Raw genomic sequence first — 20446 nt, forward strand, 5'->3', positions numbered from 1 at the left:
TGGTTGAATGACACGACGCTATCGCTGGCAAGCCAGCTCCCACAATGTTCTGTGGTTGTCCGCAAATGCCCGACGGTCGGTTGTCATGGTGATTTCGACAGCCTTGTCTACTATTTCAGGTGTCGGCAGCCAGACTGCCGCCACCGTGATTGTCCAGAAAAGTCCGGCAATGCACCGGATTTCCACCTGATCAGGAGTGCACGATGGACCTCAGCCGTCGTCAGTTCTTCAAGGTCGCTGGTATCGGCCTTGCTGGTTCGAGCCTGGGCGCGTTGGGCATGGCCCCGACAGCCGCTTTCGCCGAGCAGGTGCGCCACTTCAAGCTTGCCCACACTCGAGAAACCCGCAACACCTGTCCGTACTGCTCGGTCGGCTGTGGGTTGATCATGTACAGCCAGGGCGATGCAGCGAAAAATGTCGCGCAAAACATCATTCACATAGAAGGTGACGCCGACCACCCGGTCAACCGCGGCACCCTTTGCCCCAAAGGCGCAGGCCTGCTGGACTTCATTCACAGCCCCGGGCGCCTGCAATATCCGCAGGTACGCAAACCCGGCAGCACGGAATGGACCCGCGTCTCCTGGGACGAAGCACTCGACCGCGTGGCGGACCTGATGAAGGCCGACCGCGACGCCAATTTCATCGAGAAGAATGCCCAGGGCCAAACGGTCAACCGCTGGTTGACCACCGGTTTCCTTGCGGCATCGGCGGCGTCCAACGAGGCGGGTTACATCACCCACAAGGTCATTCGCAGTCTCGGCATGCTGGGGTTCGATAACCAGGCGCGTGTCTGACACGGCCCGACGGTGGCAAGTCTTGCCCCGACGTACGGCCGTGGTGCCATGACCAACCACTGGACCGATATCGCCAACGCGAATCTGGTTCTGGTGATGGGCGGCAACGCAGCAGAAGCGCACCCGTGCGGCTTCAAATGGGTGACCGAAGCCAAGGCGCACAACAAGGCGCGCTTGATCGTGGTCGATCCGCGTTTTACCCGGACCGCCTCGGTGGCCGATTACTACGCACCGATTCGTACCGGCACCGACATCGCCTTCATGGGCGGGTTGATCAATTACTTGCTGACCGAGGACAAGATCCAGCACGAATACGTGCGTAACTACACCGACGTGTCGTTCATCGTCAAAGCCGGGTATGGCTTCGAGGACGGTATTTTCAGTGGCTACGATGTCGACAAGCGCCTGTACACCGATAAATCCGGCTGGGGCTACGAACTCGGTGAGGACGGTTTCGTCAAGGTCGACCCGACGCTGCAAGACCCGCGTTGCGTCTATCAATTGATGAAGCAGCACTACAGCCGTTACAACATCGATCTGGCCAGCCAGATCTGTGGCATGCCGGTCGATGCCATGCAGAAAATCTGGGAGGAAATCGCCACTTGCTCGCAACCGGGCAAGACCATGACCATTCTCTATGCCTTGGGCTGGACCCAACACTCGATTGGCGCCCAGATCATCCGTAGCGCAGCGATGGTGCAATTGCTTTTGGGCAACGTCGGCATGCCGGGCGGGGGCGTGAATGCCTTGCGCGGGCACTCCAATATCCAGGGCCTGACCGACCTGGGGCTGCTGTCCAACTCACTGCCCGGTTATCTGACCCTGCCGGGCGACGCTGAACAGGATTACGCCGCCTACATTACCAAGCGTACGCAAGTCCCCTTGCGTCCGGGGCAGTTGTCTTACTGGCAGCATTACAGCAAGTTCCATGTGAGCTTGATGAAGTCCTGGTACGGCGCCAACGCCACCGTCGAGAACAACTGGGCTTTCGATTACTTGCCGAAACTGGACATTCCTCAGTACGACATCCTCAAGGTGTTTGACCTGATGGGTCAGGGCAAGGTCAACGGCTACATGTGCCAAGGCTTCAACCCCATCGCCGCGCTGCCCGATAAAAACCGGGTGATGGTTGCGCTGGCCAAGCTCAAATGGCTGGTGGTGATGGACCCGCTGGCCACTGAAACATCTGAGTTCTGGCAAAAAGTCGGGCCGTTCAACGACGTCAACAGCGCCGATATCCAAACTGAAGTGATACGTCTGCCCACCACCTGTTTCGCCGAAGAAGACGGTTCGCTGGTCAACAGCAGCCGCTGGCTGCAATGGCACTGGAAAGGTGCCGACGGTCCCGGCGAAGCACGCACCGACGTACAGATCATGAGTGAGCTGTTTCTGCGGTTGCGTCAGCGTTACCAGGCCAATGGCGGCAAATTCCCCGACCCGCTGCTCAAGTTGTCGTGGCCTTACAAGATCCCTGACGAACCTTCGCCCGAGGAACTGGCCAGGGAAATCAACGGCACGGCCATCACCGACATCACCGACGCCACGGGCGCGGCCATCAAGGCCAACGCCCAGCTGGCCGGTTTTGGTCAGCTCAAGGACGACGGCAGCACGGCGTCCGGTTGCTGGATTTTCTGTGGCAGCTGGACAGAGCTGGGCAATCAGATGGCTCGTCGCGACAACAATGACCCGTTCGGCATGCATCAGCATCAGGGTTGGGCGTGGGCCTGGCCGGCGAACCGGCGGATTCTCTACAACCGCGCTTCAGCGGACTTGCAGGGCAAACCGTGGGATCCGCACAAACGCCTGGTGTGGTGGAACGGCAAAGCGTGGGCCGGCACCGATGTGCCGGACTACAAGGCCGATGTTCCACCGGAAGCCGGGATGAATCCGTTCATCATGAACCCCGAGGGCGTGGCGCGTTTCTTCGCCGTCGACAAGATGAACGAAGGCCCGTTTCCCGAGCACTACGAACCGTTCGAAACGCCGATCGGCATCAATCCATTGCACCCGAGCAACAAAAAAGCCACCAGTAACCCGGCAGCGCGGATCTTCGATTCGGTGTGGGATACCCTCGGCGTTGCCAAGGATTACCCGTACGCCGCGACGAGTTACCGGTTGACTGAGCATTTCCACTTCTGGAGCAAGCACTGCAAGCTCAATGCGATTACCCAGCCTGAGCAGTTTGTGGAAATCGGCGAAGTGCTGGCCAAGGAAAAGGGGATCGTGGCCGGTGATCGGGTGCGGGTCAGCAGCAAGCGCGGGTTTATCGAAGCGGTGGCGGTGGTGACCAAACGGATTCGTCCGCTGCAGGTCAACAATCAGGTCGTGCATCAGATCGGCATCCCGCTGCACTGGGGGTTTACCGGCCTGACCCGTCACGGCTACCTGACCAACACCCTGGTGCCGTTCCTCGGCGATGGCAACACACAGACCCCGGAATCCAAGTCATTCCTGGTCAACGTGGAGAAAGTCTAAATGGCCAGCCAAGACATCATTGCCCGCTCGGCCACCACCACGCCCGCGCCATCGGTGCGTGGTGTGGAGGAAGTCGCCAAACTGATCGATACCACCAAATGCATCGGCTGCAAGGCCTGCCAGGTCGCATGCTCGGAGTGGAACGAGCTGCGCGACGAGGTCGGCCACAACCTCGGCACCTACGACAACCCCCATGACCTGACTGCCGACACCTGGACCTTGATGCGTTTCACCGAGCATGAAACCGATGCCGGTAACCTGGAATGGCTGATCCGCAAGGACGGTTGCATGCATTGCGCCGAACCGGGTTGCCTGGCGGCATGCCCCAGCCCAGGGGCGATCATCAAACATGCCAATGGTATCGTCGATTTCGACCAGGACCATTGCATCGGCTGCGGTTACTGCATCACCGGTTGCCCGTTCAACATTCCGCGGATCTCGCAAAAAGACCACAAAGCCTACAAATGCACACTGTGTTCGGACCGTGTTTCGGTTGGCCTTGAGCCGGCCTGTGTAAAAACCTGTCCAACCGGCGCCATTGTGTTCGGTACCAAGGACGACATGAAGGAACACGCGGCTGAACGCATCGTCGACCTGAAAAGTCGTGGTTTCGACAATGCCGGCTTGTACGATCCCGAAGGGGTCGGCGGTACGCACGTCATGTACGTGCTGCATCACGCCGACACACCAAAGTTGTATGCCGGTTTACCCGATCATCCGGCGATCAGTCCGTTGGTGGGCTTGTGGAAAGGCATCAGCAAACCCTTGGCGCTGTTGGCAATGGGCGCGGCCGTGCTGGCCGGGTTCTTCCACTATGTGCGCATCGGACCGAACCGGGTCGAGGAAGATGAATACCCGGATCCGCCGGATACATCGGTGCATCAGATCGATCCTGCGGTGCACACCTATGACCCACGCGGGGAGGGCAGGCCATGAACAAGACCATCCTGCGCTACACCAGCAACCAGCGCACCAACCACTGGCTGGTGGCGATTCTGTTCCTGATGGCCGGGCTGTCCGGGCTGGCGTTGTTCCACCCGGCGCTGTACTGGCTGAGCAATCTGTTTGGCGGTGGCCCCTGGACTCGCATTCTGCATCCGTTCATGGGCGTATTGATGTTCGTGTTTTTCCTTGGGCTGGTGTTCAGCTTCTGGCGTTCCAACTACTTCATTGCCAATGATCGCCTGTGGCTGAGGCGCATCAATCGGGTGATGGCCAACAACGAGGAAGAATTACCGCCGGTGGGCAAATACAACGCCGGGCAGAAGTTGCTGTTCTGGACTTTACTGCTGTGCATGCTGGTGCTGCTGTTCAGCGGCCTGGTGATCTGGCGTGCATATTTCAGTGCCTACTTCGGCATCACCAGCATTCGCTGGGCCATGCTGCTGCATGCGCTGGCGGGTTTTGTGCTGATCCTGAGCATCATCGTGCACATTTATGCGGGCATCTGGATCAAGGGTTCGGTCAGCGCCATGACGCACGGTTGGGTCAGTCGTGCCTGGGCCAGGAAACACCACGAACTCTGGTATCGCCAAGTGACTCACGATGAGACGCGCGACGTACCTCCCGAGCGACCGATCACCAAAAAGGGCTGACGCTTGCCAACCATACTTGAACCCGGAGAAATCGAAGCGGCGGCCAGTTCTCCGCCGTTTCTGCACCTGCCACCGCATAACCTGTTCAGCCTGCGCGCAGCACGCCTGGAGCAATTGGCTGTGGATCATCCGTTGGCCGACTATTTACGCTTGATCGCAGACCTGTGTCGGGTGCAACAGCAGATCCTGGACGATCCTCCGCTTGGCGAGCCACTCGACGCACAACGCATCGAGCTTTGCCGACACCACGGATTGCCGCCGTTCGCCGCCGACAGCCTGACTCGCGAGGACGACTGGCAAGCGTATCTGGACGCCTTGCTGCAACGCTATGTACCGCCAGCGCAACCGGCGGTAAACGATGCATTGGCCACGTTGCGCACAGCCAGCCCGGGCCAGCGTCGTGCGTGGGCCGTAGCGCTGGTCAGCGGCCAATATTCGCTGGTGCCGGCAGCGTTGGTACCGTTTCTCGGTGCTGCCCTGCAAGCGGCCTGGAGCCATTGGCTGCTCCGCACGCCGAACCTGCAGCTCAAACCGGGCGACAGCCTCAGCCAATGCCCGTGTTGCGGCTCGCCGGCCATGGCCGGGGTGATTCGCAATCGTGGCAAGCACAACGGTCTGCGGTATCTGGTCTGCTCGTTGTGCGCCTGTGAATGGCACGTGGTGCGGGTCAAATGTGTGTATTGCGAGCAGAGCAAGGGCCTGGAATATCTCAGCCTTGAAGACGATCGCCACGCGGCCAACCAGGCACCGCTGCGCGCCGAAATGTGCCCTAGCTGCAACAGCTACCTGAAACTGCTCTACCTGGAAAACGATGCGGCCGCTGAAGCGTTGTCGGCGGATTTGAGCAGCTTGATGCTCGACATGCGTCTGGCCCAGGACGGCTATCAGCGTCTGGCACCGAATCTGTTACTGGCACCGGGAGACGAATGACCACAGCGTCTACACTCTGGCGCGACGGTCTTTCTATTTCAGGAGCGCCCGATGTCCGCCAGCGGTGCCAGTGCCAACCTGCGATTGCCTTCCATCGACAGCCTGTTGCGTCATCCGGCGTTTCAGCCTTTGGCCGAGCGTTATGGGCGCGACGCGTTGCTGGCGACGTTGCGGCAATTGCTCGATGAATTGCGCGAAGCTGTACAACAGGGTCTGCTCCAGGCGATCGAAGTCAGTCCTGAAGTGTTGGCGGGCAGGGCGGGCGAACGGCTGCAGGTGCAACACCGCAGCCATGTGCGGCGGGTGTTCAACCTCACCGGAACCGTATTGCATACCAACCTTGGGCGGGCGTTGTTGCCGCTAGAGGCGATTGACGCAGTACAAATGGCCGCACGCTACCCGCTCAATCTGGAATTCGACCTCAACAGTGGCAAACGCGGTGACCGCGACGATCTGATCGAAGGCTTGATCCGCGAACTGACCGGTGCCGAAGCAGTGACGGTGGTCAACAACAATGCCGCCGCCGTGCTGCTGACCCTCAACAGCCTGGGCGCGCGCAAGGAAGGCATCATCTCTCGGGGTGAGCTGATCGAAATCGGCGGTGCCTTCCGCATTCCCGACATCATGGCTCGCGCCGGGGTAAAACTGCATGAAGTCGGCACCACCAACCGTACCCACGCCCGCGACTATGAAGCCGCCATCGGCCCGCGCAGCGGTTTGATCATGCGGGTGCACGCGAGCAACTACAGCATTCAGGGCTTCACTGCTTGCGTACCGACTGCCGAACTCGCGCAACTGGCGCACCGGCATGGGTTACCGCTGCTCGAAGACCTTGGCAGTGGCAGCCTGCTGGACCTGACGCGCTGGGGTTTACCTGCTGAACCGACGGTGCGCCAGGCGCTGCTCGATGGTGCGGATATCGTCACCTTCAGCGGTGACAAATTGCTCGGCGGGCCGCAGGCCGGGTTGATTGTCGGGCGCAAGGAACTGATCGGCAAAATCAAGAAGAACCCGCTCAAACGCGCGTTGCGAGTCGACAAACTGACCCTGGCCGCCCTAGAAGCGGTGCTCGGCTTGTACCGCAATCCGGATCGACTGGCCGAACGTCTGCCAAGTCTGCGCTTGCTGACCCGGCCACAGGCCGACATCCTCGCCCAGTCCGAGCGCCTGCAACCGGCCTTGGCCAAACAATTGGGCGAAGGCTGGAATGTCAGCGCGACAGCAGCGTTGGGGATGATCGGCAGCGGCAGCCAACCGGTGGCGAGATTACCGAGCGCCGCGCTGTGCCTGCGCCCGAACACCAGCAAGCGACTGCGCGGACGCTCGCTGATGGCGCTGGAATCTGCTTTGCGGGCATTGCCGATTCCGGTGCTCGGGCGCATTGATGACGACGCCCTGTGGCTCGACTTGCGGCAACTCGATGATGAACCGACGTGGCTGGCGCAGCTCGATCAATTGAAAGTGGAGGACCGGGCAGGGTGATTGTCGGCACGGCGGGGCACATCGACCATGGCAAGACTGCGTTGCTCCAGGCCCTGACCGGACAGGCGGGCGACCGGCGCCGGGAAGAGCGCGAGCGCGGCATGACCATCGACCTTGGCTATCTCTACGCCGAGCTGGTGCCCGGCGCACCGCTGACAGGTTTCATTGATGTGCCGGGTCATGAGCGCTTCACCCACAACATGCTGGCCGGGGCGCAGGGCATCGATCTGGTGTTGCTGGTGGTGGCCGCCGATGACGGCGTGATGCCGCAAACCCGCGAACATCTGGCCATCGTCGAACTGCTTGGCATCGCCCGTTGCATTGTGGCGATCACCAAGTGCGACCGGGTCGAACCTTCCCGAGTGAACATCGTGCGCGAGCAGGTCAGCGCATTGTTGGCACCTGGGCCTTATGCGGCAGCGCCATTGATTGCGCTGTCGAGCGTCACCGGGCAGGGCGTAGACACCTTGCGCGAGGCGCTGCTGCAAGCGCAACACCAGGTCGCGCAACACGGTCTCGACGGTGGTTTTCGGCTGTCCATCGACCGGGCATTCAGTGTCGCCGGCGCCGGTATCGTGGTGACCGGCACGGCCGTGTCCGGCCAGGTCGCGGTGTGCGATACACTGATGCTCGGCCCGCTCGGCAAAACCGTGCGCGTGCGCGGCTTGCATGCGCAAAATCAGGCAGCCGATGTGGCAGTGGCCGGGCAGCGTGTTGCGTTGAACATCAGCGGCGAACGCCTGGCGCTGGAGCACATGCATCGCGGTCAGTGGCTGGTGTCAGAGTGGCTGTACGCGCCGACTCAGCGCCTGGACATCGACTTTCAGTTACTCCCCGCTGAGCCACGCGCGTTTGAGCATTTTCAGCCGGTTCACGTACACATCGGCACTCATGACGTTACCGGGCGCGTGGCATTGCTGGAGGGCGCGAGCGTGGCACCGGGCGAGCGGATGTTGGCGCAGATCCTGCTCAATTCGCCGGTGCAAGCCGTGAAGGGCGATCCACTGATCGTACGTGACCAGAGCGCGCAACGGACCCTCGGCGGTGGACGCGTACTTGACCCCTTCGCCCCCAGCCGACATCGCCGCAGCCCGGAGCGACTGGCGCAGTTGCAGGCGTTGGCCGCGAGTAATCGCCTGGAAGATGCCCTGCCGGTGTTACTGGCCAACAGCGCTACCGGGTTCGATGCGCAACGTCTGGAGCGCCAGTTCAACCAGCTTCGAGCGAACTGGTCACTGCCCGATGACGTGCGCCTGATCGAATCACGGCAGTCTACCGTGTTGTTCAGCACCACCCGGTGGCAGACATTGCAGGATGAGCTGTTGCAACACCTGACACGCTTTCATCAAATGGAACCCGATCAAATGGGGCCGGACCGCGATCGCTTGCGTCGATTCGCCGGTTTTGCCCTCGACCGCTCGACATTCATGAGCCTGCTCGACCATCTACTCAGCCATGGCGCCATCACTGCGAGTGGGCCGTGGCTGCATTTGCCCGACCACCAGGTGCGCCTGAGCGCGGCGGATGAAGCGCTGTGGCTGCAATTGCAGCCGCTGTTCGACGCGGCGGGTTTCGATCCGCCATGGATACGCGAGCTGGGCCACGACGAAGCCGCCGTGCGATTGCTGCTGCGCAAAATGGCCAGGCTTGGGCGGGTGCATCAGATCGTGCGTGACTTGTTTTACACCGACGCAACGCTCCATCGTCTGGCGGCTATGCTGTTGCAACTGGCCGATGAGAATCCGGTGATCCAGGTCTCGGCATTTCGTGATGCCGTGGGGCTGGGCCGCAAGCGCAGCATTCAGATTCTCGAATACTTCGATCGTCTGGGCCTGACGCGACGCGTTGGCGATCGTCGCCAGATTCGTCCGGACAACGCCCTGGCCCGGCGAACCGGGCACTGAATTGAGGAAGGTAATCGCGCCCGGTGGCGCGGCCGGGCTTCAAACCCGGTTGGGGACGGCATCCGTTCCCGGGCAGGTTCGACTCCGGCTACCTTCCGCCACTTTCCTGCGCTGATTATCGACAGTTATACATTCATCACATTTGCCGATGAGCAACTATGCTGGGCATACCGACACTCTATCTTTCCAGTGCACTGCCAGGAGATATCCATGGTGCCCCTACCGCTTTCAGAGAAGGCCTTGTCCCGCGGCTTGCTGGATGTCCTGATCCGCGCAGGACTGATTGTTGTGCTGGTGTTGTTCTGTTTCGAGATTTTCAGGCCGTTCCGCGATTTGATGTTGTGGTCGGTGATCCTGGCGATCACGTTGTATCCGCTGCAAAAGCGTCTCAGAGGCCCGTTGGGGCACAAGGACGGGCGCATTGCGACGTTCATCGTGCTCGTGGCAATCATCATTCTGATGGTGCCGATTTACCTGCTGGGAACCTCGATTGCCGACTCAGTGGAAAATGCCATCAGCGTCGTCAAGGACGAGGGCGTGCATATTCCGGCGCCGGCGGCATCCGTGGCGCAATGGCCGCTGGTGGGTGACCGGGTGTTTGCGCTATGGCAGCAAGCGGCAACTGACCTTCCCGGGCTAACCGCCAAATACATCCCGCAAATCAAGGGCGTCAGCCTGGGCCTGCTGGGCAAACTGGCCGGTGTGGGCATGGGTTTTCTGACCTTTATTTTCGCGCTGATCATTGCCGGGATTTTCATGGCCTACGGCGAAGCCGGCAGCCGTGCTTCTGTGCAGATTGCCTCGCGCATCAACGGGCCGGAGAAGGGCGCCAGCGTCGCCGCCTTGTGCACGGCAACCATCCGTGCCGTGGCGCTGGGTGTCGTCGGTATCGCTTTCATTCAGATGTTGCTGGTCGGGCTCGGCTTTGTCCTCAAGGGCGTACCGGGTGCGGGCCTGCTGGCCCTGGCGGTGCTGTTGCTGGGGATCATGCAATTGCCCGCGACGCTGATTACCGTGCCGGTGATCGCCTATGTCTTTGCCACGGAAGGCCCCAGCACGGTCACCATCATCTTTGCGATTTACGTCTTCGTTGCCGGCCTGGTGGACAACGTCCTCAAGCCATTGTTGTTGGGGCGTGGGGTGGACGTACCCATGCCGGTGGTACTGATCGGCGCCTTGGGCGGCATGGTCACCAGCGGCATCATCGGTTTGTTCATTGGTCCGGTGGTGTTGGCGGTCGGGTATCAGCTTTTCTGGCAGTGGGTGCGCGATTCACCGGCATGAACTTCAGCCCGTCGGTTCAGCCGTACAGGTCAATATTCCCGAGCCCGGTTTCTGGAACAGGACGCCATTGCCGTCCTGCCGGAAACTGTAGGTTCCCTGCAAATCCTTGCCAATGTATTGAGTACCAACGTCACTCGGCACCTGGTTCAAGGTGATCGAGCTATTGGCCCACGCCAGGTAAACGACACCTGGCTGGGTGGTGAAGAAAGTCGCGGAAACCAGTGCGTTCAGCCCGTTACAGCGAAATGCCAGAGGGCCTTCGGTGAGTCGGTATGGGTCTTTGGTCCTGACGATTGCCGAACCTTGGCGCAGCTGGTGCGCGCGCTGGGCATAACTGCTGATCGTGCATGCCCGGGGGTCAGGCCTGGAGGCACATTGGTCACGGGCATCGACCCAGAACTGCTGGTCGATCAGTACTTTATCCGGGCGCGGAACTGAATGTTCATCCGTCAGCGCCAGGCGATAAAGACGCATCAATTCGACATCCATCTGCGCCAGTTGCGCGTCGCGACAGATCAGCTTCTCGACCGTAGCCGTTGCCTTGGTGCAATCGTAGCTGGTGGCAAAAGATGCGGCTTGGGTGCAGGGGACCGTCACCAGGCAAACGCTGGCAGCGGACACAGCGGCCAAGCAGGCCATGAGCGTTTTCATGTTGGCGTCACCCAGATCACCGGATTGCCTTGGGACCCATCGATCCGTTGAGTAGTCATTGGAACGCGGCTGTATCGCAGTGTAAGTCAGTGTTCAGAACTTGCCACGCCGACTGACGGCTGGGTGAGCGCAAAGGGCTGGCGCAGAGCAGCCACAAAAACTGCACTAAGCCACCTTGGGAGACATGTTCACGCGCAATCCGCCGACTTCTTTCGGCCGGCCTGACTATCCTTCAAAGGTCGGATACAGGTCCGCAGTAGCGCGGCGACCATTGGCTGGAGCGGGAGATGCCCGATGTTGTCCTTGTTCTCTGAAAGTCCCTTGATGGGCGGCCTGCTCCTGATCCTCATTGATATGGTGATGTGGCGTGTGGTCGGTTCCCACCGGTACAACTGGAAAGTACTTGCGCGGGTGGTGATTTTTACCTTGTACAGCGCGCTGTTGTTCCATCAAGGCTTGAGCCCATGGGAGCCGGGGCCTGCGGTCGATGACGCGACGCTGCAGTTCGCGACCACCGTGCTGCAGATCATGTGGTGGTTGTTCGGCGCACGCACCCTGACAGTCATCATCGGTGCGGTGATGATGTACCGGGTAGGGCACACCGGGCGCTTGCTCCAGGATCTTCTCGGCGCAGTGATTTTCCTGGTAGCGGTCATCGCCGCCCTGGCGTATGTGCTCAATCTGCCGGTCAAGGGCGTACTGGCAACGTCCGGCGCCTTGGCGATCATTGTCGGTCTGGCCCTGCAAAGCACCCTCAGCGATGTGTTCTCCGGGATCGTCCTGAACACCACCAAGCCTTATCAAATCGATGACTGGATCGCCATCGACGGCACCGAAGGCCGGGTCACCGATATCGACTGGCGTGCCACGTTCCTGCAAACCTCTCAGGGCAACATGATCGTGATCCCCAACTCGATGGCGGCCAAGGCCAAGATCACCAATTTCAGTCGGCCCAGCGATATGTTCGGGGTCTCGATCAGCTTGCTGATCAGTCCTCTTGTGCGCCCGAACCGGGTGTTCGATGCCCTTGAACGGGCGGCGCAAGGCTGCCGCATCCTGTTGACCAAACCGGCACCGAAAGTGACGATCAAGAGTACCGGTAGCAATGGCGTGGAATACGAAGTCAGCGGCTTCGTGGTGTCGATGGATCAGAAGCGCAATGTGCGCAACCAGCTCTACGATCTGGCGTATCGGCATTTGCAGGCGGCCGGTATCAACTGGCTGTCGACTGTCGAAACCAGTTTGCCCCCGGTGCAATCAAAAGCCCGGGGCTTGCTGGACAACGCGAGCATTTTCGCGACAACGTTGAGTGAGGAAGAAAAAGACGACGTCAGCCAGGCCATGACCCGGCAGATTTTTCAGCCGGGAGAAGTGATTTTGCCGGCCAACCAGGTCAGCGATCACTTGTATATCATCGAATCGGGCGTAGTGACGGTGGCCTTGAGCCGCGCCGGAGTGAAGTTCGAAGCCGGGCGCATGGGCCCCGGCGAAGTGATTGGCGAAGGCGGGATCGTCTCGGGTACGGCGCTGCCAGCGGAATTTGCCGCACTGACGTTCTGCAACCTGTACCGGATCGACAAGGAATTCTTCAGGCCGTGCGTTGAGGCCCGCCATGACATCGGTGAAGCGATGAAAGCGTTGCTGGATTTCCGCTTGCAGATCGCCCACACCATGACCCAGGAAGAGCCGAAGGCCATCGAGAAAAAAGGCTTTTTGCAATGGTTGCGTAGACGGGGGTGATGGGCAGGATGGCTTACTCATCGGCCTGGCCTGCGAGTGTTTTTCCCGCTATGTAGGCGAAGGTCATGCCAGGCCCGAGGGTGATACCACCGCTGGGGTAATAACCGTTCATGATGCTGTTCATGTCATTGCCCACGGCAAACAATCCCGCAATCGGCGTTTGATCGTTGCCCAGCACTCGAGCGCAGGCATCAGTCTTGAGTCCGGCGAAAGTGCCGAGGCTGCCGGCAACCAGCTTCACAGCATAGAACGGGCCGTGACGCAGGCTGCCCAGGGATGGATTGGGACCATGCAGCATTTCACCCTGGTTTTTGTTGTACAGCGATTCGCCGCGCCGAAACGCCGGATCGCAGCCTTTCTCGGCAAATCGATTGAATGCACTGACCGTGGCATGCAGTTGCTGCGCATCAATCCCGCATTGGCTGGCAAGTCCCGCTAAAGTCGAATCCTTGAACAGATAGCCCATGCGAACATAGGACTGCGTCGGGAATGGAAAGGGTTTGGACCAGCCCAGGCCATAGCGCCGCTGCGCACGATGATCGCAAATCAGCCAGGATACCGGTGGTTCTTCCGGTCCGCAGGCATCGAACAGTGCTGACATGAAGTCATGGTAAGAGTCAGCCTCGTTGACGAAGCGCCGCCCATCCGGACGCACTGCGAGAAATCCCGGTTTAGCCCGTTCCATCAAGTGCGGGAAGCCACTGAAACCACCGTCCTCCCGTGGCACCCGAGAGACTGGAGCCCACGCTGCGGCATGCGCCAGGTCGGACGCCATGCCAGCCCCGACACTTTCACCCAGCCGCAGGCCGTCGCCGGTATTGCCCTTGGGGGCAGCGCTCAAGTGTTCGGTGCCGACAGGTGCGTGGGCGAAGTGGTGGGCGATTCGCTGCCGGTCGTGGGGAAAACCGCCACAGGCCAGCACCACACCACGTCGTGCCCGGATGTCGCTCAGGCGTCCGCTGTGCTCGAAGCGTGCACCGACCACACGCTGATCCTCTAACAGCAGATTCTGTACCGGCGATTCGGTCAACAAGCGCACGTTACGGTCCACTGCGCTTTTGAGCAGCCTGGCTACCAGTGCATTGCCGTTCACCAGGTGCATGCTGCGGCCGTGGCATATCACGTCACGGACGTGGCGCAGCAGGCGTTTGCCGCTATACAGCAGTGATCGTGCAGATCGGCTCGCATTGAGGAAATGATTGAGATCGGCACCACCGGCAATGCCCATTCCGGCGAGACTGATGATGTCGAGCGGCCGCCGTAATTTATTGATCCAGGGTCCCAGGCGACGGCCATCGAATGGCAGGGCACAGATCGAACGGCCGCCGCTGGCGAAGCCTTCGCTGGCATGAAAGTCAGGCATCTTGCTGCCGGAGAAAAACCGGACGTCGGTATGGCTGTGAAAGAACTCGACCATCTTCGGGCCTACTTCGAGGAACTTCTCCACTCGCGGGTCGAGTACGTCGCTGTGCAGTTCATTGCGCAGGTAGATCCGCGCCTGTTCGAGGTCCTCCATAAACCCTTCGGCGACGGCCAACGGGTTGCGGGGAATCCACAGCCAACCGCCCGACCAGGCGCTGGTGCCGCCGAGCACAGGCTCTTTTTCGACGACGATGACTTCGAGGCCCAGCTCGGCACAGGTGACCGCAGTCGCCAGGCCGGACGCACCGGATCCGATGACCAGGACATCACAGATAAGGTCGTCGACAGCTATCGACGGCAAGGCGCGCATGGCGATCTCCTTTGTTGTCTTTATCGGCGAGGCTAGCCGCTCTCAGGTGAAAGCGGCTCAACCGGCGATGGTTATGTCAACGGTGAAAAGTCAGTCGGACGCAGCAGGCGCGATTCCAGGGTCACCACGGCGTCGAGTTCCTTGTTCTGCCGGGCAAAATCCTGCCAACGAGGATCGGCCGCCATGGCATTGCGCCGGGCCATTCGATCGTCGAGGCTGGAGTAGGCCCAGATGTGCACGACCTGGTTGACCTCGCCAATTTCGGTGGTGAAGAAGCCGACCAGATTGCCCAGGTGCTCCTGCTGTACGGTCAGCGCCGCGTTTTTGTACAGGGCCAGCCAGTCGCCGAGGCGGGTCGGTTTAATCGTGTAGGTGCGCAGTTCGTAGTACATGCTGTTCTCCAGTGCGAGGGTCTTCGGTTGCATTGCGGTCAAGACGGGCGGCGATGTCAGTGGCTGCGAGATAACCAAAAGTGATGCCAGGGCCGAGGGTGATGCCGGGACCCGGGTAGGTGCCGTCCATGATCGAATTCATTTCATTGCCCGCCGCATAGAGGCCGGGGATCGGCGCGCCACTGCGGTCGAGTACGTTGGCCTGGCCGTTGGTGACCAGTCCGCGGGCGGAGCCAAGGTCACCGGTAAACAGTCGAACGGCATAAAACGGCGGCTTGCGCAGCGGTTTCAGGCACGGATTGGGACCGTGCAGCGGGTCGCCCATGTAGCGGTTGTAGGCGCTGCTGCCTTTGCCGAATTGACGGTCGACGCCTTGGGCGGCATCGGCGTTGAACTGTGCGATAGTCTGCTCCAGCGCATTGGCATCGATGTCTGTCAGCAGCGCCAATTCGGCGATGCTGTCTGCGCGCAATAGATAACCGGCGTCGATCAAGGCACTGTTATCGACCGGTCGCGGACGGGCCAGGCCCATGCCGTAGCGGTTTAGAGCTTGGTTGTCGCAGACCAGCCAGCAGGGCGCGTTGGCACCGCCGTTGGCGAACATGCCTTCGACAAAGCAGTGATAGGAGTCCGACTCATTGACGAAGCGTCGTCCGGCGCGGTTGACCGCAATCACTCCGGGCTTGGCGCGATCGGTCACCAGGTGCGCAAAGCGCTCGACGCTGCCATCGACTCTGCGCAGCACCGAAACCGGTGCCCAAAAGAAGTTCGACGAAAGGTTGGAACCGATAACTGCATCGGCCGTAGCGGCCAATCGCAGTCCGTCTCCGATGTTGGTGGGCGGTGACATGCTCCAGTGTTCAGAGTCCGAAACGGGCCGTTGTTCGGCGGCCTGAGCACCGGCGGCGAACCCGCCCGTGGCTAATATCACGCCGCCTTTGGCCAACACCTTGCGGGTTTGTCCACGCCAAGATATTTGCACGCCTTTTACTGTTCCCTGTTCCATCAACAGAGATTCGGGCGATGCTTGGAGCCACAAGTCGACGCCATTGTTGAACGCCGTAGTGGCAAGGCGCGCGATCAAGGCATTGCCTACCGTCAAACGCGTGCCGCGGGGGTGATTGAGGCGGTCGATGGCATAGCGTCCCATCAGTTTCAGGCAGTGCCAGAGGGATTTTGGCGAGCGCTTGAAGCTGAGAAAATGTTGGATATCGACCCGATTGACCATCATGCCGCCGAACAGCAACATGCCATCTGGCGGGCGCTTCAGGTCCTTGAAGTGCTCACCAAGCTTGCGTGCGTCGTACTCATCGATCTCCAATGCACGGCCGGTCTGCGTGCCACCGGGCAAGTCCGGGTAATAATCGGGCGACAGTGGCCGCAGGCTGTATCGGAGTTCGCTGTGGGCCTCCAGGTAACGCAGGGCTTCGCGGCCATTGTCGATGAAGGCATCGACCAGCGTCGGGTTGTAGCCGGCACCGATCACTTGCTTGAGATAGCGGCGCATTTGTTCGGCGCTCAGGTGATGCCCAGCGGCTCGCGCCTGATCGGTGTCGTGCAGCCAGACCGCACCGCCGGAAATCGCCGAGGTACCGCCGAAGGCGTCGGCCTTTTCCACCAGCAAAACCTTCAGGCCGCGGCAACTGGCGGTCACCGCTGCGGCAAAACCGGCGGCACCACTACCGAGGATGACCACGTCGTAGTGCAAGTCGGCACCGGTAGGCGGTTGGGTAGTCGTGTTGTTCATTGTCTTTCACCTCTCGAGGACATGGACGCAAAGTCAGATCTGCAGCGGCGTCACGCCCATGAAGTGGCCGAGATTGCCCAGTTGTGCCACGGCCATTTCCGGCCCGGTCTGGATGCGGCAACCCCGATTCAGAGCGAAGGCGAGAAACGGTGTTACGACCGGCGACGTCACGACATCGGCGACCAGCGTCGAGCTTTTGAGCGATTGCATCAGGGTCGGCGCCAGCGGCATCGGGCCTTCATCGCTGGTGGCAGCCATGCCGACGGGCGAGGCATTGACCAGCAGATCGAAGTGCTCGAGCGAGGCGGGATCAGTGCTGATTACGGTATCCGCAAAGGCACCGCGCAACAGTTCGCTGAGCACCTGCACCCGCTCCGCGCTCAAATCAGTGATTACCAAATGGCTGACACCGGCCTGACACAGCGCATAGGCAATCGCGCTGCCGACACCTCCGGTACCGATGACCAGCGCCTGTTTGCCTTGCGGGTTGAAACCCTGCTGGCGTGCAGCACTGAGGAAGCCTTCGCCGTCGACGATATCGCCCACCAGTCGACCATCGTTCTCGCGTCGAATGACGTTGACCGAGCCCAGCACTGCCGAACGTTCACTGACGCTGTCGAGACGGCCAGCGAGTAGTTGTTTGTAGGGAACAGTGACCACACAACCGCGCAGGTTTTGCCAGCCGCGCAGGGTCTCGATGAAGTTTTGCAGGGCGCTCGGGGCAAGATCGATCGCCAGCATGGCAATGTTTTGCTGGCGGTCGGCAAACCAGCGGTTGAAGTTTTCCGGCGATTTCACCTGGGCAACAGGTGAGCCGACGATGGCGACCAGTTCAGTCGAACCCTGAATCATGTGATGCTCCCGCTTATTGGCTGTGTTGTGAGCCAGATACTGCGGGGGGAGTGGGCGCTGAACAATCGAAGGCAAGGGCGAATACGTTGATAAACGCAGCGTGACTGCGATAATCGCACTCTTCGCTCAATAAAGAGTTCAGCCGATGAAGCAGCCCACCATCCATCAACGGGATCTGATCGTTGGCCTGCAAAAAGGCCTGGCGTTACTTCAGCTGTTTTCCCAGGAACACCCGCGTCTTAGCGTGCCCGATGCGGCACGAATGACCGGCATGACCCAGAGCGCTGCCCGGCGCTTTCTGCTGACGCTGGTGCACGATGATTTCGCGCAGACCGATGGCCGTGAGTACTGGCTGACGGCCAAGACCCTGCGTATCGGCCAGGCGTATGTCGACTCGGCAGTGCTGCCGCGCATGCTGCGACCGATCGTCGAACAGGTGGCACGAACCACTCAAGAGCATGTTTCGGTTGGCGTTCGCGATGGTGACGACATCGTGCATATCGTGCGTAGTCGCTACAGCCACATAACGTCGATGTCGATCCGCCCGGGATCTCGGGTACCGATGTATTGCACGGGCAGTGGTCGCCTGTGGCTGGCGAGCCTTTCGGCGCAGGAACTCGACGCCTATTTCGACCGTAACCCTCCACAAGCCATTACGCCTTACACATTCACCGATGAAACGCGGATTCGCAGTGAAATCGTCTTGGCGGCGCAGCGGGGCTATGTGCTGGTGGATCAGGAATACGAAGTGGGCATGCGAGTGTTGAGTGTGCCGCTGATTGATCGGGCAGGGCAGTTGCAGGCGACCTTGACGCTGACCACTCATGCATCGCGCATGAGCATCGAACAAATGCGCGAACGCTATCTGTCGGCGTTGTATGAAGGGCAGGCGTTGCTTAGGCCGATCATGACGCTGTGACACCTGAGTGTTGATGGCCGAAAGCTGTCCATCACAAGCGACAGTCTCGGCCCGCAACGTGTTACTTGAGTCGCATCACAACAACGAAATCGGATAGCTGACAAAGATCCGGTTTTCGTCGAATTCGTTGGTGCTGAAGTCTCTGCGAATGCTGGAGTTACGCCACTTGACGCTGAGGTTTTTCAAGGCACCCGACTGGATCACATACGCCAGCTCGGATTCGCGGCCCCACTCTTTGCCATCCGTGATTGCCCCCGTGTGCACATTGTCGCCGCTCAAGTAGCGGTTCATCATCGTCAGCCCCGGGATACCGACGGCGACGAAATTGAAGTCGTGGCGTACCTGCCAGGAGCGCTCCTGTGCATTATCGAAACTGGAGTTGTAGCTGTCGTTGGCCAGCGTGCCGCCACTCGCACCATTGACCCGCATCCAGGCGGTATCGCCGGTTAGCTTTTGCAGGCCCACATAAAACGTGTTGCCACCCAATTTTGCGGAGAACAGGCCGAAAGCGGTCTTGTTGTCCATGTCGCCGGCCAGGCTGGCACCGTTTTCCTTGCCGGTGAACAAGCCCATGTTGGCGCCCAGCGTCCAGTCGCCCACCGGTTGGCTGTGGCTGAGACTGAAGTACTGTTGTTGATAGATATCTTTGAGTTCGTCGTACCAGAGCCCAACTGTCGTGCGCTTGTCATTGAAGGTGTACTCACCTCCACCAAAGTTGAACCGGTCGGAAGTGAACGCGGCTTTGCCGTTCATGGACATGTCTTCCATGCTGGCATCGTTACGCGGGCTGTTTTGACGAATTTGGCCACCATACAACGTCAGCCCACCGATTTCCTGGGAGGTGATCTGCGCGCCACGAAAAGTCTGCGGTAACGAACGGCCATCGTCCGAGCGCAGGATCGGCAGGGTACTGACCCACTCGCCGACTTTCACCACCGTTTTTGAAACCTTGGCCTTGGCGGCAACCCCCAGGCGTCCGAAGTTGTCGGCGGGGCGCCCATCGTCGTGGATGGGCAGCAGTTGCGTACCGCCAGTGCCTTTTCCACCATCGAGTTTCTGTGAATACAGCCCCAGCACATCCACGCCGAACCCGATTGGACCCTGGGTGTAGCCGGAGCGGGCGTCGAGGATAAAGTTCTGCGTCCATTCCTCGGCTTTGTTCTGCGGTGCGGCGCTGTTCGGGTAGGCGGGATTGACGAAGTTGCGATTGATGTAGGCGTTGCGCAAATTCAGGGTCGCGGTAGCGCCTTCGATAAAACCGCTGTTTTCATCGGCATGAACAATACTTGCCGACCCAGCGCTAATTGCCAGGGTCAGGCCGATGAGGGCGTGGTGCGCAAACTCATTACGGCAAAACAAGGTGTGGAGCATGGTTGTGCTCTCGCAGTGAATTATTATTTTTTTCAAGTTTTAAACTGACGCCTGAATTTCGGGCGCAGGCGGCCCTGGCAACCCGTGCCAAGGGACCGCCGGAGAAGCGTTTAGCGATTAAGCGTTGGGCGCCTGGCGACGAAGCAGGTCGTCAATGGCCCTGAGTGCGAGGGGGTAACCGTCGGCGCCCATGCCGCAGATCACCGAATTGACCACGCCGGACATGATGGAGTGACGATGCAATTCGTCGCGAGCATGGATGTTCGACAGGTGCAGCTCGATCAGCGGAGCGTCGATCAACTTCAGGGCATCCAGTACGGGAATCGAGTGAAACGAAAGACCGGCCGGGTTGATGATCACGGCAGCGCCCTGTTCGAAGGCTTCTTGAATCCAGTCGACCATCACGCCTTCGTGATTGGTCTGGCGAAAGTCGCAGACCAGGTCAAGTTCCTCGGCCAGTCGTTCACTGCGTTGACGAATCTGATCGAGCGTGGTGTGACCGTAGATGTGCGGCTCACGACGACCCAGCAGGTTCAAGTTCGGGCCATTAAGGATGAAGACGGTGCGGTTCATGGTCG

At 60.1% G+C, this 20446-nt stretch carries 16 protein-coding genes and 1 tRNA gene; 10 read left to right on the forward strand and 7 right to left on the reverse strand.

Annotated elements, in window-relative coordinates; genetic code table 11:
* The first annotated feature begins 203 nt into the window (after positions 1-203).
* From fdnG to D8V06_RS21900, 8 genes are all read left to right on the forward strand, one after another.
* On the forward strand, positions 204-3269 hold the full coding sequence (fdnG, locus tag D8V06_RS21865) for a formate dehydrogenase-N subunit alpha (RefSeq protein WP_153189264.1): 3066 nt from the start codon (positions 204-206) through the stop codon (positions 3267-3269).
* Positions 3270-4205 (forward strand): formate dehydrogenase subunit beta, encoded by a 936-nt coding sequence (fdxH, locus tag D8V06_RS21870; protein ID WP_130931771.1) that lies wholly within the window; start codon positions 3270-3272, stop codon positions 4203-4205.
* Positions 4202-4864 carry a formate dehydrogenase subunit gamma gene (locus tag D8V06_RS21875; protein WP_130931772.1) on the forward strand — a complete coding sequence of 221 codons (663 nt, stop codon included), beginning with the start codon at positions 4202-4204 and terminating at the stop codon, positions 4862-4864. Before fdxH ends, D8V06_RS21875 begins: the two co-directional genes overlap by 4 nt.
* Positions 4865-4867: 3 nt before the next feature.
* Positions 4868-5794 (forward strand): formate dehydrogenase accessory protein FdhE, encoded by a 927-nt coding sequence (gene fdhE / locus D8V06_RS21880; RefSeq protein ID WP_056855371.1) that lies wholly within the window; start codon positions 4868-4870, stop codon positions 5792-5794.
* A 51-nt stretch (positions 5795-5845) separates the two neighbouring features.
* The gene (gene selA, locus D8V06_RS21885) at positions 5846-7276 is read left to right on the forward strand and encodes an L-seryl-tRNA(Sec) selenium transferase (protein WP_130931773.1); all 1431 of its coding nucleotides are present in this window, start codon (positions 5846-5848) and stop codon (positions 7274-7276) included.
* The gene (gene selB, locus D8V06_RS21890) at positions 7273-9180 is read left to right on the forward strand and encodes a selenocysteine-specific translation elongation factor (RefSeq protein ID WP_130931774.1); all 1908 of its coding nucleotides are present in this window, start codon (positions 7273-7275) and stop codon (positions 9178-9180) included. The genes selA and selB overlap by 4 nt, the downstream gene beginning before the upstream one ends.
* Positions 9181-9185: 5 nt before the next feature.
* A tRNA-Sec gene (locus D8V06_RS21895) sits at positions 9186-9281 on the forward strand.
* Positions 9282-9390: 109 nt separating this feature from the next.
* Positions 9391-10464 (forward strand): AI-2E family transporter, encoded by a 1074-nt coding sequence (locus D8V06_RS21900; protein WP_056855368.1) that lies wholly within the window; start codon positions 9391-9393, stop codon positions 10462-10464.
* Between the two features lie 3 nt (positions 10465-10467).
* Here D8V06_RS21900 and D8V06_RS21905 read toward each other — a convergent pair whose 3' ends face one another.
* Positions 10468-11115: an MliC family protein gene (locus tag D8V06_RS21905; protein ID WP_130931775.1), complete on the reverse strand. Its 648-nt coding sequence runs from the start codon at positions 11113-11115 to the stop codon at positions 10468-10470.
* 294 nt (positions 11116-11409) lie between these two features.
* On the opposite strand from D8V06_RS21905, the gene D8V06_RS21910 reads away from it, so the two are divergent.
* On the forward strand, positions 11410-12855 hold the full coding sequence (locus D8V06_RS21910; RefSeq protein WP_056855366.1) for a mechanosensitive ion channel family protein: 1446 nt from the start codon (positions 11410-11412) through the stop codon (positions 12853-12855).
* Positions 12856-12868: 13 nt separating this feature from the next.
* Here D8V06_RS21910 and D8V06_RS21915 read toward each other — a convergent pair whose 3' ends face one another.
* The 4 genes from D8V06_RS21915 to D8V06_RS21930 form a co-directional block, all read right to left on the reverse strand.
* Positions 12869-14587 carry an FAD-dependent oxidoreductase gene (locus tag D8V06_RS21915; protein ID WP_130904863.1) on the reverse strand — a complete coding sequence of 573 codons (1719 nt, stop codon included), beginning with the start codon at positions 14585-14587 and terminating at the stop codon, positions 12869-12871.
* 71 nt (positions 14588-14658) lie between these two features.
* Entirely contained in the window at positions 14659-14979 is a 321-nt protein-coding gene (locus tag D8V06_RS21920) for an NIPSNAP family protein (protein WP_130904862.1), read from the reverse strand.
* Positions 14948-16726, reverse strand: a complete 1779-nt coding sequence (locus tag D8V06_RS21925; protein ID WP_130904861.1) for an FAD-dependent oxidoreductase — start codon at positions 16724-16726, stop codon at positions 14948-14950. The genes D8V06_RS21920 and D8V06_RS21925 overlap by 32 nt, the downstream gene beginning before the upstream one ends.
* 33 nt (positions 16727-16759) lie before the next feature.
* Positions 16760-17578 carry a shikimate dehydrogenase gene (locus D8V06_RS21930; protein WP_130904860.1) on the reverse strand — a complete coding sequence of 273 codons (819 nt, stop codon included), beginning with the start codon at positions 17576-17578 and terminating at the stop codon, positions 16760-16762.
* 145 nt (positions 17579-17723) lie between these two features.
* Between D8V06_RS21930 and D8V06_RS21935 the strand changes: the two genes are divergently transcribed.
* Positions 17724-18497: an IclR family transcriptional regulator C-terminal domain-containing protein gene (locus D8V06_RS21935; RefSeq protein WP_130904859.1), complete on the forward strand. Its 774-nt coding sequence runs from the start codon at positions 17724-17726 to the stop codon at positions 18495-18497.
* A 75-nt stretch (positions 18498-18572) separates the two neighbouring features.
* On the opposite strand, the gene D8V06_RS21940 is transcribed toward D8V06_RS21935, so the two are convergent.
* Positions 18573-19868, reverse strand: a complete 1296-nt coding sequence (locus D8V06_RS21940) for an OprD family porin (protein WP_130931776.1) — start codon at positions 19866-19868, stop codon at positions 18573-18575.
* Positions 19869-19985: 117 nt separating this feature from the next.
* On the reverse strand, positions 19986-20441 hold the full coding sequence (locus D8V06_RS21945; RefSeq protein WP_130904857.1) for a type II 3-dehydroquinate dehydratase: 456 nt from the start codon (positions 20439-20441) through the stop codon (positions 19986-19988).
* Between the last annotated feature and the right edge of the window lie 5 nt (positions 20442-20446).

The sequence above is a fragment of the Pseudomonas sp. Sample_24 genome, from assembly GCF_004307605.1.
GTDB lineage: Bacteria > Pseudomonadota > Gammaproteobacteria > Pseudomonadales > Pseudomonadaceae > Aquipseudomonas.

Excerpts from the sequence above, each read along its gene's own strand:
- D8V06_RS21900 (WP_056855368.1), top strand. The coding sequence starts at position 9,391 with ATGGTGCCCCTACCGCTTTCAGAGAAGGCCTTGTCCCGCGGCTTGCTG.
- D8V06_RS21945 (WP_130904857.1), bottom strand. The coding sequence starts at position 20,441 with ATGAACCGCACCGTCTTCATCCTTAATGGCCCGAACTTGAACCTGCTG.
- selA (WP_130931773.1), top strand. The coding sequence starts at position 5,846 with ATGTCCGCCAGCGGTGCCAGTGCCAACCTGCGATTGCCTTCCATCGAC.
- D8V06_RS21940 (WP_130931776.1), bottom strand. The coding sequence starts at position 19,868 with ATGCTCCACACCTTGTTTTGCCGTAATGAGTTTGCGCACCACGCCCTC.
- D8V06_RS21910 (WP_056855366.1), top strand. The coding sequence starts at position 11,410 with ATGTTGTCCTTGTTCTCTGAAAGTCCCTTGATGGGCGGCCTGCTCCTG.
- D8V06_RS21905 (WP_130931775.1), bottom strand. The coding sequence starts at position 11,115 with ATGAAAACGCTCATGGCCTGCTTGGCCGCTGTGTCCGCTGCCAGCGTT.
- fdxH (WP_130931771.1), top strand. The coding sequence starts at position 3,270 with ATGGCCAGCCAAGACATCATTGCCCGCTCGGCCACCACCACGCCCGCG.
- D8V06_RS21875 (WP_130931772.1), top strand. The coding sequence starts at position 4,202 with ATGAACAAGACCATCCTGCGCTACACCAGCAACCAGCGCACCAACCAC.
- D8V06_RS21930 (WP_130904860.1), bottom strand. The coding sequence starts at position 17,578 with ATGATTCAGGGTTCGACTGAACTGGTCGCCATCGTCGGCTCACCTGTT.
- D8V06_RS21925 (WP_130904861.1), bottom strand. The coding sequence starts at position 16,726 with ATGAACAACACGACTACCCAACCGCCTACCGGTGCCGACTTGCACTAC.
- D8V06_RS21920 (WP_130904862.1), bottom strand. The coding sequence starts at position 14,979 with ATGTACTACGAACTGCGCACCTACACGATTAAACCGACCCGCCTCGGC.
- D8V06_RS21935 (WP_130904859.1), top strand. The coding sequence starts at position 17,724 with ATGAAGCAGCCCACCATCCATCAACGGGATCTGATCGTTGGCCTGCAA.
- D8V06_RS21915 (WP_130904863.1), bottom strand. The coding sequence starts at position 14,587 with ATGCGCGCCTTGCCGTCGATAGCTGTCGACGACCTTATCTGTGATGTC.